Annotated in this window: 5 protein-coding genes; all 5 read left to right on the top strand. The window is 48.9% G+C overall.

The window, feature by feature from the left end:
* The first annotated feature begins 485 nt into the window (after positions 1 to 485).
* Entirely contained in the window at positions 486 to 689 is a 204-nt protein-coding gene (locus AC6I3O_RS24045; RefSeq protein WP_497853038.1) for a hypothetical protein, read from the top strand.
* 43 nt (positions 690 to 732) lie between these two features.
* Complete coding sequence (locus AC6I3O_RS24040) at positions 733 to 879, top strand: hypothetical protein (protein WP_497853037.1); 147 nt, start codon at positions 733 to 735, stop codon at positions 877 to 879.
* Positions 880 to 965: 86 nt separating this feature from the next.
* Positions 966 to 2,558, top strand: a complete 1,593-nt coding sequence (locus tag AC6I3O_RS24035) for an ATP-binding cassette domain-containing protein (protein ID WP_497853036.1) — start codon at positions 966 to 968, stop codon at positions 2,556 to 2,558.
* 160 nt (positions 2,559 to 2,718) lie between these two features.
* Entirely contained in the window at positions 2,719 to 3,771 is a 1,053-nt protein-coding gene (locus AC6I3O_RS24030; protein WP_497853035.1) for a type IV pilus twitching motility protein PilT, read from the top strand.
* A gap of 40 nt (positions 3,772 to 3,811) precedes the next feature.
* Entirely contained in the window at positions 3,812 to 13,894 is a 10,083-nt protein-coding gene (locus AC6I3O_RS24025; protein ID WP_497853034.1) for a prepilin-type N-terminal cleavage/methylation domain-containing protein, read from the top strand.
* Positions 13,895 to 13,948: the final 54 nt, after the last annotated feature.

Here is a 13,948-nt window from a genome sequence, read left to right as displayed (position 1 = left end):
TACACTCATTAGAATAGATTAAGGACTTTGTAAAGTATTAAAAACTTGATTTTATACCAAGCGAAGAATTTTTGATATAGTAGAGAAATGTATTCATCATATGAAAAAAGGGTTTTTATAAAAATTATCATAAAACGATATGTTTTTTTCATTAGAGTGTAGTATGCTAAAAATAACAGAAAAACTGTATTAGGGTTCTTTGATGGCTCCTAAGGTCAATAAAATATTTATAATGTAATATCTTAAATACTGTTTAAATTTAATATATCTAAGGGAGAAAACATATTATTGATGATTTACCGATTGCTCAGTGTAAAACAATAAAAGAAAGAAACATAATTCGACGCTTAGAAATTGTAATAGCTAATAAGGGGATTGATAATTTAAATAAAGTAGGAGCGATACCAACTATTATAGAGGCGACATATACCTCAAAACATAAAGAAATGGGATATACAAAAGAAGATATACAGGATTATTATGTTTTGTTAAAATTTGAAAAAATTGATAAATTAAAAAATAATCACTGTACTGATTGTTGGGCTAAGGCCGTTTGTCTTTCATGCCCGGCAGCATTACTATTAGAAAAATCTTTGGAAAAATTAGATGCGGAATGTTATACGAGGAGAATTTTGGAAAAACAGATGATATTAAAGTGCGCTAAATTTAGTCTTGCAAAAAACAGTTAGACTTAGGTGCATTTAATAAATTTTGTGAAAAGGAGGTGCTGGAATGTTAAAAGATGTGTTAAATAATGAGCTGAATACACTTACAATTGAGGCTGTAGAGTGTATTGATCTTGATGAAAGTATGGCTGCCGGTGTTGGCTGCCGCGGTTCTGCTTGTGCCGGTGCTTGCACTTGTCCTCTAGTACTATAATAATGTTAACAAACAATACACGTATTTTATATACGTGTATTGTTTGTTAGTATACGGTAATATGAAAAACGAAAGGAAATGCACAAATGAAAATGCTGTCCGGAAAAGGGAAAATATTAATGTCGCTGACCTGCCTGCTTTATGCAATGCAGTCGGTAATTATAGCTGCGCTGGTCTATACAAATGGTAAGATAATTGAGTTTGCGACAAATGGCGATGTAAGCAAAATGGGTTGGGCAGTGGCAGTGGCTTTTGGAATATCATTGCTGAGTTATCTGGAAACTGCCGCTGCCGCCTACACAAGACTGGCCTATCTCTCTAATGGTGAAATGACCATGAAAAGCAAGATTATGAAAAATATCCTGAGACGTCCCCTGCAGAGCTTTCGTGGTGAGAATGACGCCTTTTATTTAAACCTCATGTCAACAGATGTGACAATGTATAGAACCGATTACCTGGGAATATTCCCCTATTTGTTTTCATCAGCTTTTGCGATTATTTCCTCGGCTTATGTGTTGTGGACATTACATATTTGGCTATTGGCGGCAGCTCTTGCAGTGGCTGTCATTCCAATGGCAGCTATCAAACCTTTTGCAACAATAGAGAAAAAACTGAGAGGGGATTACTCTGCTGCCTCTGAAAAATACACCAATGTTTTAAAGGAAACAATCGAGGGGTATGAGGTTGTCCGTACAGGAAACAGTGGGGATGACTTTCAAGCCAGACATGATAATGCCAGCGAAAATCGTCAGAAATATTTCCGTAAGTTTAATTTTGTAAGTGAGATGAGCTTCGAGACCCTTATGTCAGTGGCTGGGCTTTCCAATATCGTATGCCTGGGTATTGGCGGCTATTTGGCTGTACATGGGCTTGTTGCAGCCGGTATGCTGTTCTCAGCCTCCAACTACTTTACAAGCCTTTCAAACTCATTTACAAATATAACGGATTATATTATTACCATTCGTTCCAGTAAAGATGTGGTTGAGAAGCTGCATACGCAAAGCAGTTTGCCGTACCCGGGTGATAGCGGCATCCAATTAGCTGCGCCAACGGATATTTCCTATGAAAATGTATCGTTTTCTTTTGGCAAAAAGAAACTTTACGATGGGTTTAGCCATACATTCCGTCAAGGCGGATGTTATGCTGTGGTTGGTGAAAGCGGAAGCGGTAAGTCCACGATGTTTAAGCTGCTGCTAAAATACTTCGACAATTATGAGGGCAATATTTTATTAGGCGGCCAAAATATCAAAAAACTCTCTGAAAATGAGCTGTACTCAAAGATTGGAATTATCACGCAGACGCCATACTTATTCAATGCCACATTCTATGACAATATAACCTTGTTCAGCGGCAATCCCAAGGAAAATTCCGGCGAGTACATAAACTTGCTGGATGATCTGAACTTAACGGCTTTAGCTGAACAAGTTGGAGACGTTCCTCTTGGGGATTTTGGCGATAATATTTCCGGTGGTGAACGCCAGCGTATTAACATTGCTCGTACAATGTTTAGAAAGCCTGAAATTTTAATTTTTGATGAGCCTGCCACAGGGCTTGACCCTGAGAACGCAGCTCTAATCGACAACTTTATCTTTAACCACAAGGAAATCACCCGCATTGTTATATCCCATAACTGGGCAGAGGACTACCTAAGTCGTTTTGATGAAATTATAAGGCTGTAAATAAAAAAGGATAGGGAATCGTTCCCTATCCTTTTTTATTTATAGCCTTTTTTGCGAAATATACCGAAAAAAGTGCAGATTATGATGATTTATAATATAATGATTATTTTCCTGCTATAATGTTGCAAAATCAACCAGAAACAGGAGAGTGTGTATCAATATGCAGAAGATAGAGGAGATATTAACCCATGCGGCATGGGCAGGAGCAAGCGACGTACATATTACCACCGGGATTTCACCAAAGATGCGGCAGAACGGCAGTCTTGCCACGATGCCATTTGAAAAAATGACGGCAGAGGACACGTTGGAGATTGCGCGCAGCATTATGAGTGAAGCCCAGATGCAAAGTTTTGAGGAGAAGGGAGAGTATGACATGGCATTCTCCATTCCTAATCAGGGACGTTACCGTGTCAATATATTCCGGCAGCAAGGGGATGTGGCTATGGCGTTCCGTCTGGTGTCGGAGAAGATTCCTTCGCCGGAGGAGCTGGGGGCGCCGGACTCCATTATAGACTTGTATCAGCGCAAGCGGGGTCTGGTTCTTGTGACCGGGCCTACGGGCAGCGGTAAGTCAACCACATTGGCGGCGATTATTGACAAGGTAAATACGTTTCGGGACGCCCATGTGGTGACGTTGGAAGACCCCATCGAGTATATCCATCAGCACAAGAGGTCTATGGTACACCAGCGTGAAATTGGGATGGATACCCAGAGTTATGCAAATGCGCTGCGTGCAGCCCTCCGTGAAGACCCGGATGTTATTCTGGTGGGAGAGATGCGGGATTATGAGACGATTGGCGTGGCGGTTACGGCGGCTGAGACAGGACATCTGGTACTGTCCACCCTGCATACGATTGGGGCGGCGAGTACGATTGACCGTGTAATCGACGTATTTCCGCCGCACCAGCAACAGCAGATTCGGGTACAGTTGGCGAATGTATTGGAGGCAGTGGTTTCACAGCAGTTAATCCCAAGAGCGGACGGCAGGGGAAGGGTTGCGGCGTTTGAGGTTCTTCACGCCAATCTGGCAATCCGTAATCTGGTCAGGGAGGGGAAGACCCACCAGATTCCGAGTATTATGCAGACCAACCGCAGGCTAGGCATGATTGCCATGGACGACGCAATCGTAAATCTCTGCCGGGAGGGGAAGATTACAAGGGAAATGGCGGTGGCCTTTGCCCAAGAGCCGGATACGATTGAGAGCAAGCTGTAGAGTAGGAATAACAGACAGGAAGATTAAGGTGAGTATATCTATGGGAAGACACGGCAAAAAGGGATTTACATTGACCGAGCTAGTGGTAGTTCTGGTAATCCTATCCATTATCACTGCGATTGCGGTCCCATTTGCTATGAAATATATCAAACTGGCGGAGTTCCGGGAAAATGAATCGAATGCAAAGACCATTTATCTGGCGGCAGAGTCGGAACTGACATGGTATCGTACTTCCGGGAAATGGAAGGATTTCCGCAAAGCGGTAATCCGTGAGGGGAAGCGCAACGATACATTTGACGGCGCCAGAAAGGATAAGCTGAAAGGGCGGATTTACGCCATTACACTAGACAGCCGGGAGCGCGGTTCAGGCGGACTGGTGACAAAGCTTTTAGAAGATAATTCCTACGACAAGGAATTTCTGGACGCTTCGATTACCATCGAGATTGACGTTGAGACTGGTCAGGTGTATTCAGCGTTCTATGCGACCCGGTGTGAGAGCCTTTCGTACGACGGGAATGATGAGGAGATTCTGAATATTACGGCGGCGGGGGATAACCGAAGCTATGATAACCGCAGAGACCGGCTATTAGGCTATTATTCAGTGGAAGATGTGACGAATGTGGTAGAACTGAAACCGGTGAGGCTCAAAGTCACTGCAATCAATCTGGTAAACAGTGAAACCCTGTCCCTGAATTGGTCCAGCAATTCCAGGCATGATAACCTGGACGTGGAGTTCCATATTACATTTTATAAAAAGACAGGGGATAAGGCAAAAGGAGAGAAGCTGTTTTCGACGGTAATCGACCGGGCGGAGCTTAACGGGAAAGGATTCGGAAAAACTGAAAATGCGATGGTGCATCTGAAACTGGAAGGGCAGGAAGAGGAAACCACCGGGAAAAATAAGGATTTGGGAGAATGGGCCTTCCCCCTTACATATCAGGAAAATGGGCGAAACGGCAAGTTTTCTCTGACGTTGGACGGCATGATGTCGGCAGAGCTTATGGAAAGCCTAAAGGCAGGGCTGCCGGGTGAAGGGGGAGCAGGGACGGATGACTTGGCGCTGCTCAGGGAATACAGTACCAGCATGACAAGATATGCAGGACTTTCCAAACCGGGAAATGAGATGCCGGAGCTGGCACAGCTATCGCAGCCTCAGGACATTTGCGCAGAGATTGAAGTGCAGCCCACCTACCGGAACATGGCGGAGGATGCGCGGGAGTATCAGGCAAGCAGCCCTGTGACCTCCAATGTGGAGAATACAATGTTTGCCGGTGTGACGGAGCTGGACGACGGCAGGATGGAGGCAAGGCTTACCCGTTTCCGCCATTTGTCGAATATACGGTATTGCGGCAAGGCGGCGGTGTTCCGGCTGGATAGCCGGAACATAGACTGGACGGCGGCCGGGACAGGCGTGTTTGGCCTGGACGGTGCAGAGGCACAAGAAGGAAATGAAGACGGCGCAAGGGGAATGCGGTCGGTACGTTGGTATCCGGTCAAGAGCCAGGCGGATGGTTTGGCGTTGGACTTCCCGTCTATCGGTATGCTGGCCAAAGGGCAGAAGCTGACAGGGAGCGGCGCCGGTACGTTGGTGTCCAATGTGAAACTGGGCGCATCTTCCATGCCAGGAGACGGCGTGATTGGAAAGGTGCATAAAGACGACGGCCAGAAGAAGCCTTATACAGAATATCTTGGGCTCTTCTGCGAGGTAGAGGGAAATATAAGTAACCTGACATTAAAAGACCCGACCCTTAGTTTGGACGATACAGGGCAAACGGGAGGAAACTTCCGGCACTTGTCGGGAGTGGGAATTCTCTGCGGCAGAAGTGAAGGAAAGCTGAATGACGTTACGGTCCAGTGGACGAAGAACGGGCAGGATACGGTAGAAGTATTACTGGCAGACCGGAGTGAAAGTGTCCCTTCGGAAAAAGTCTGTGGAATCGGCGGCGTTGTGGGTGTCCTTGCGAAGAAAGAAGCCGATGGTTCTTTATCGGAGTTGACGGATTCAGAGGTCAACGGCATTACCATGAATGGTTCCGTGACAGGAAGTCTTCCAAAGCCGGAATCTGTTGCCGACGGCATGAGCGTAGAGGAACAGGCAAAGGAGTATCAATACGGAATTGGCGGTATTTTCGGTTATGCCCGTATGGGCGGCGGCGTGAAGGCAGAATCCTGTGAGAACCACGCCGATGTGACGGGAAATCTGTTCACAGGCGGGATTGGCGGCAAAATGGACGGCAGTTACCGTTCTTTGGATGATACGGGGACTCGTTCCGGGGATACCGCGCCCGACTTAAAAGACTGCATAAGTGACGGTCTGGTACTGTGCAGTTCTAAAGTCAACCACTCTATGGAGATGGAAGGACGGTATTTCGGCGGGATACTGGGATTTGGAGCCGGTGCATGGGTAGAGGAGTCCTACAGCGCTTCCGGCCGTTTTGGCAATCACCGGTATGACGTCAGCAAAAAGGATGAAATGCTTCTGGGGCGGTATGTCGGCGGTATTATCGGCTACGGAAACAGAAGCCTTATCGCAGGGTGCAGCACGAAGAAGGGCGGATATATTTTAGGCTCGGATTTTGTGGGCGGTATTGCGGGCGGATTGTCCAATGATTTAAGGTATGCGATTCAGGGAACCGAATCGATTACCGTGACGTCCAATGCCGGTTATGTAATCGGCAATAACTATGTGGGCGGTATTGTGGGAAAAAATGATGGCGTCCAAGGCGCAGAATCGGCAATCCTGAACTGTGTCAATCAGGGAGTGGCAGCAGGATATGGGCGTTATATCGGCGGTATTGTGGGATACAACGGCCAATACGGGACGATTAGCGACTGCGCAAGTTACCTGTCAGACTACGACCAGTCCATTTACCGCATGGTAACGGAGACATGGGAGGCAGGCACGGGCAACTGTGTAGGTGGAATGGCAGGCTATAATGATGGGATGATTCAGTTCAGCGATTCCGGAAATATAACTGTGAAGTCTGTTGCCAGCCTGGTAGTGGGCAGACATTTTGTGGGCGGTATGATTGGCTTTAATGATATACATGGGAATCTGGGCGAGGATTTGAACGAGAATTATACCCTGATAGGCGGGCGCATACATGGATATGGCAATGCGGTAGGCGGCTGTATCGGACTGAATACATCCACAGGGATTCTGAAAAATGACCTTGAAGTGAAGCCGGCTAGTGTAACAGGCGCATACTATGTAGGCGGATGTATCGGTGCAAATGTGGTAGACATGGTGGATGATACGGCGGGGCTCACACAGGGACAGTCGGATATCAGGATGGATGGTTTCCGAACGGATAACCGGCTTGGAAGTATTACGGGAAACGCATTTGTGGGAGGCGTGATTGGATATCACAGAACCTACAGCCAGGGACAGTTGGGAAATATTTCGATACATGATTATCTGATGGCCACCGTTACCCAAGCCGCTGGTGCAGAGAATCTGCTGCCCATGCTGCCGCAGATTACCGGGGATGGTTATGGGAAGAATCTTCCCGGTGCGGTCATGGAATCAGATAATCCGTACCGCCTGACCATTTCCGCGAAAGGCAATGCGAATAACAATGTTCCGATAAAATCTTTGCTTTATACGGGAGGAGTGGTCGGATACAGCGAGAAGAACAGCCGGTTAATACTGGAAAATTGTAAAAATGAGGGAAATATCACGAAATCGTCCGCGGCGGACAACGAAATGGCGGCAGGCGTTTCGCTGAAGGCTTATCTTATATATGAGGGAATGAATTTGGCTGCCGAAGAGCTGGAAACGGACGAAAGGGTGTCCATGGCGGGCGGGATTATCAGTGCAAATCAGGAGAATCAGGTCATTGATCACTGCACGAACTCCGGAAGTATGAACGGTTTCGTCGGTTTGGGCGGTATTGTAAGTTTTAACTCCGGCGGTATCTTTAACTGTGAGCTGTCCGATAACTTCGGGAATGCAGGACTGGACTATATCGGCGGAATTGCAGGGCTGAACGTCCGGTCGGAGAGCGCCGGGATAAAATCTTACACAGACGCAGCAGGAAATGTTTGGAGAGACTATACTTCCGGAACTATTGCGAATTGCAGTACCCGGGCAGGGAGGAATATTGCCGGGAACAGTTATGTGGGCGGTATCGTAGGTATCAACATGCAAGGCGGCGTGGTGAAGGAGAACCATAACAGGGCAAACGTAACCGCAGCGGGAAATTATGCAGGAGGAATCGCCGGTTACAATGACGGGAAAATACAGGCGGCAGAGGATACGTTTACAGGCAGCCGCAGCGTCATTGGGACAGGAGGCGAAGGAATCGGCGGTATCGCAGGTGTGAATCGAAATGAGGGGGAGGTCGAAGTCATATCCCTGTCTGCATCGGCATCAGGCGAAGTGGTCGCCGTGAATGCAAAGGTGACTGTTACCGGACGAAGTAAGGTAGGCGGTATCGTGGGAATCAATGTAGGCAGTATCCGTTCGGCGGCTTCCGACGGGCTCCCAACGGGCTATCTGGTATGCGAGGCGGGCAGAGTCCATGCCCTGAATGGGTATGCCGGAGGGATTGCCGGAGAAGCGCAAGGAGAGATTGCGCGGGCAAAGAACCGGTGCAAAGAGGTCACGGCAAGCCGCGGCGCGGCAGGCGGGATTGTAGCGGTCAATCAATCCGGCGTAAGTCTTTTGGAATGTCAGAATCAGGGGAATGTGAAGAGCGACCAAGGGTATGCCGGAGGAATTGCGGCGGAGAATTACGGGACGATTATAGGATGTTCCGTGGGAGATAACGAAAGCAAGGCGGATGCGGTGACGCTCACAAGCCGGGGAACCGGTGAGATTGGGGCGGTATGTGCGGTAAATCACGAAGGCGCATTCATTCAGGATAGTATATTGTATGGCAATGTCGCGCTGGAAGGAGAGGCGCAGACCGCAGGAGGAATCGCCGGGGTGAACCGGGGAATGATTGGACGTCAGTCTGAGTCTGGTACGGGGAGCAAGGCAGAAGTAATTAGGAACATGCCGCAGATTAAGCTCTCTTTCGGAGAATTGACCATAGGAAGCGCGGCTGGCAGAAACGAAGAAGGCGGGTATATCTCTGGCATTGAAGCGCGGGGGCTTAGGTTTGAGGAATTCTGCAATTACCGGTATCTTGGAGGAATTGCCGGAGAGAACCGGCAAGGCGCCGTCGTGAAGGACTGCATTTTCTCGGAAGGGTTGATGAAAGAGGAGGCGGACAGCAGTATACCGGGGAATTGCTACGGAGGGATTGCCGGAGATAATCAAGGGAAACTTGATAATTGTAAGGTGGAAAATTTTACATGCAGTATTACGGGAATCTATACGGCAACAAGTACCAGCGCTGCAAAAGAGAAGGAAGAATTGTCTTCCCATGTGGGAGGAATCGCCGGGAAGAACGGCGGATTCGGTGAAATCAAAGGATGTGTGATTGGCGGGAAACAAAACGCCATTAATGCAGGCAGCGGTATGGCGGGCGGTATTGCCGGTTATAATGGCGGAACCATCGAACTGTCCGGTGATGAGACTGCAACCGGGCTGATGCTTGTGCAGTCAGACGTAACCGGATTGAGCGGAGGCGCCGGGGAACAGGCTGTAATCCAGGGAAGAGTTGGAAGTATACAGGAGTTGGTGAATGCCGCGAAGGCAGGGAATATCTCCGCCGATTCCCAATATGTGGAATGGGATGGCGGAAAAAATGTTTCTATAGAAACTTTAAAATATTCTCAATCCAAGAACAAAGTCAGTTCGGGAAGAAGGTTATCCCTGATTATGTCAACCAATGGCAGCGTGGGAGGAATTACTGCCTACAACACCGGAGCCGTCGATTACTGTGCCACCGGAGACTGGTATCTCAACAATAAATCCAATGCGATTGGAGTCGGAACCGGGGGCATCATAGGCATGAATGAATCCGGGCAGGATTTATCCTTCCTGCTGAATCAGGCTTTCGTGGGGCGTGAACTTGCGTCTGGTGTTACGGACCGGTTTGCCGGGGGCATCATAGGCAACCAGAACAACACTGCCCAGGGCGGCTGGAAACTGAAAAATTGCGTTAACTACGGAACGGTTTACTGTTTGAGGGCGCATTACTCCGGAGGAATCTTAGGTCAGTGGACCGGAACCGGAGGTACGGTGGAGAACTGCCAGAACTACGGCAATTTGCAGACCACTTATCAGGAAGGGTGGCTTGGCGCGGCAGGCGGTATCGTGGCGCAGCTCTACCATGCCTACGAGGATAATGAATATAACATCATTGGCTGCAAGAATTTCGGAAATATTTACGGGAAAACCGGGAAAAATAACGCAGACTGCGCCAACGACAGTGCGGGAATCTTAGGAAATGTCACGGCTTATAAGACAGCCAGCACACAGAACGGTCAGCGGTATACGATTCAGGTGTTGGATTGCGTAAACGGCCCGGGGGTGGAGGTGTATTCCTCATCGATGGCGTCCGGCGTTGTGGGATTTTTCTCCTGCTCGGACGGACCGAATTACAATTCCATCGTAAACTCCACAGGAAACATTTATCTCCGTATCGAGAGATGCAGGAATTACGCGGCAGTCCTGAATGGAAAACAATTTGTCGGCGGCATTTTCGGAGAGAGGTACGGTGCGGGAGGTTCCCAAAATACTGTTATGAGGGACTGCTATTCCGTGGATATCACCGGATACAATAAGGCAAATTTCCCTGTGATTTCCTATGTGAACACCGCCAACAAAAGTAATGCGGCGCTGATTAACGCCTCGGATAATTATTATATAAACGGAAGAACGGGAAGCAACAGTTACTTATTCAACAATGGAGGGCAATATACTGTACCCGATATCTCCAATGACTTAAAACGAGTATCAACGAATCTGCTCTATTATATCACTAAGGATGACAGGCAATATTATGCATATCTGGCGGCAGGGAAATCTGTTTCCGTGGATATACTCAGGGTTTTGGAAGACGGAACCATCTATGACAGAAATGACCAGCCGGCAGGACGCATCCTGTTTGAGATTGACGGGACGGCGGACGGCACACGGTATGATGGTATCGGCAAGGTAGTAAATGCGGGAAGTAATTTTGACGTCCATGTGAGGAATTCCTTCTATATAAAGGAGACAGGCGGAAACACGTATCAGATGCCAAGACCAGAGCAGGTAGAGCTTCGTGTGGATGGGAGCAGGCTGCACATACAGGTAACTCCGGCAGCCGGAACAGACCCGTTTCAGTATGTCGGGGCGTTATACCAGGTAAATGAAGACGGAAGCGAGACATTAATCAATGACAGGATAGAATTTTTCTCAGAGGAGTTTGATTATGAGCTGTCAGAATCGGAAATCCAAAAAGGAGGCATATTGCGGATAAAGCTAAGAGCGTACGGCATGAACCCAGAGCTTCTTCCGTCAGAAGAAGTGGTGGGGGATGCGGCGCTTGGCAGGATATTGCCGGAGCCGGAAATCCGGATTGAACTTGTTCCACAGACAAATGGCGGCTATCAGTATCAGTTCAAGCTGGTGAATGCCAAGGACTATCGTGAGGAGGAGAATTACCGGATAGCTGTGAAATTCATGGATCAGCCCGCGGCGGTTCTTACTGCGCCGGATTTGGAGGGATATCTGGTACCGGAAGGAAACAGTCGGTTGACATTTACACAGGAATTACAGCAATTACTGATTCAGGCAGTGTCGGGAACCCAAGGAGTCTTAGATTCCAGAAAGGTTCCGGTTCCGGCATATCTGCCGAAATATAAACCGTCTATCGCTGTGTTGGATACGAGCCAAAAGCCGAGAGTTACCTGTACGGTCTCCGGAGAGAGTGTAACTGAATTGGGTATCACGGTCACTTTGGATACGTCGGCGTCGGGTAATGTGACGACGCCCCCTATCTATCGGGCGGAGCTTATCGGAACCTGGGGCGGCGGAAAAACCGGGAAAGAGCAAAACGCCGTGCTTGCCAGCCAAGATATGCTGACAGCGCCCAACGGCAAGGCTGTGGTAAATTTCCAATTACCAGAGTATATTCACCGGGCGAAAGACTTGAGAGTCAGGATATGGTATGCGCAATCCGGTTTAGGACCGGTCTACACGTACCGGCTGGCGCAGGAGCAGGAGGCAAATATCTATACGGTCAAGGGCGTGGAAATTCAGGATGTGGACGGCGTACCAACGGAAGTTCCGGTATGGGAGTATGGAAACAGTCCGGTGTTGAATGAAAATGACAATGGTTACTTTATGGAATACCGATGGACTTCGGGGAAATTGTTTGACTGGCTGACCCCGCCGCCGCATTTAATGGAGGAAACGGAATTGACGCCGGAATATGATGGGGAGCAGCAGCTGCAATATACGTTCCGGTGGGACGTTGGCGACGGCGAGTACCAGGAAGGGAACCGGTATGTGGTATCTCTGGCGGGAATCAGCGGGGAAAGCAAGGATTCCATCATAACAGGGCAGGAGATGCAAGGAAATATGCTGACTGTATCGGCGGAGGACTGGACGTATGACCATGTAGAACTGACCGTGACCCGCAAGGGGGACGAAGCAAATGGAATGCAGACCGTCGGGCTGACTTCAACGAAACGTTATCAGGTAAAACGGCGGCTTGGAAGGCCGGAACAGCCATCCGTGGTGAATACCAACGCCGACGAGCTGTTCTATACGGCAAAGTGGGAGCCAATCAAGACGGATGGAGTGCGGGATGAAACAGGGTGTGAAGCTTATGGAATTTATTTACGGCGCTATGAAGAAATAGACGGCATTTTGACGCCGGGAGAGCCTGTACTCTTGAACTCGGATGATCCGGTGTTGGTGGATGGAAATGTTGATATTTACCAGAAGGAGCTGAACCTTGAAGCCTATGCGGGACAGAGGGTGTTAATCTATATTGTGGCGCAGGCGTCGCCGGACAATACACTGTATGTCAACAGTGTGGAGGGAATCACCTACGACCTGACGATACCCATGCGGATTGGAAAGCCTTCCGTAACGTGGGAGATGGGATGGGATTATGACCGTACCAGACCTTTGTCCGTGGAGGAATTTCAGGCAGAAGATGAATGGAAGGAAGGAAAGCTGACCGTGAAGATTACGCCGGAACCGGACAGTATTCCCACGGGTGACAGCAGTTATCTGCTCAAGGGGTATGTGTTCGAGAGCCGGGAAATGGCGGAGGCAGCGAAGCCGGATATCGAATCCGGGAAAGTTGCGGGGGTTGCCGGACTATTGGCGACTTATCCTGCCGCAGACGGCGCTGGGCTTACGCCCGTTGCGATGGAGTCCGGCAGCGGCAGCACCTATAATGGTACGATTCGAGGAATATCGGCGCAGCATGCAGGCAAATGGTTGCTGCTCTATACAAGGATATCTTCCGGGAACGGGCAGGTAAGTTCCTGGTGGACGCCAAGTGAGATTGTCCGTCTGCCATATGTGAGGCTGAATCAGCCGGATGTGACGGTTGACAGCCAGGAGCGGGAGATTACGCTGGAAACAGGCTCGAATCCGGATCTTCTGGGAACGGAAATCTGGAAATCCAGCCGGATTGCCCTGCACTGGGATGATGTAGAGTGGGCGGATTCCTACTATATCACATTGAAGCCAAGAGCGCTGAACCCGGACACGGACAAGGCAGAGGCTTCACAAGAGCAGACCTACCGGATTGTGGAGGAGGCGGATGAGACGACGGCTGATACGGGAAACCGGAAAGTGACGGTTTATCGAAAGACGGAAGTCTTCGATGAACAACAAGGCGTGGATGTGGAATATTGGGAGCCGATAGAACCAGTAAAGCCTGTGGAAATGGATGAGAATGGGATAACCCTGTTTGAATTCAATGATTATTGGGTGAAGGATGAGAATGGGATATATACGGAAGCCGAGATTCCATATGCCTACCGGGTGAAGCTGAATACCCGGCTGGAAGCAGCGTGGGATGAGGAAACCGGGTTCCGGTATACTTTGATTCTTCCGGATGCCGAGAGCCTGACTACATTAAACGGCACGGTTCTGTCCGATGTTGGGCTGCAAATTACGGAGAAAGTCTTACTGTCCTCGGATGTGGCGGTAAATGCGCCGGATGGCGCAAGCCAGAGCGATGGGTATACGAATTCGGGTGATTTTGAAGCGCTGTTTTAAGGTTGGATCATTCCCTCAGGGGCATCCCGTGATGCATGCCTCTGAGGGGGCTGG

The sequence above is a fragment of the Sporofaciens sp. St.21A7 genome (assembly GCF_059728535.1).
Note: the sequence above shows the minus strand (reverse complement) of the source record. Positions and strands in the feature narration are given on the sequence as shown.

Coding starts and splice junctions, on each gene's coding strand:
- AC6I3O_RS24040 (WP_497853037.1), top strand. CDS start 733: ATGTTAAAAGATGTGTTAAATAATGAGCTGAATACACTTACAATTGAG.
- AC6I3O_RS24035 (WP_497853036.1), top strand. CDS start 966: ATGAAAATGCTGTCCGGAAAAGGGAAAATATTAATGTCGCTGACCTGC.
- AC6I3O_RS24030 (WP_497853035.1), top strand. CDS start 2,719: ATGCAGAAGATAGAGGAGATATTAACCCATGCGGCATGGGCAGGAGCA.
- AC6I3O_RS24025 (WP_497853034.1), top strand. CDS start 3,812: ATGGGAAGACACGGCAAAAAGGGATTTACATTGACCGAGCTAGTGGTA.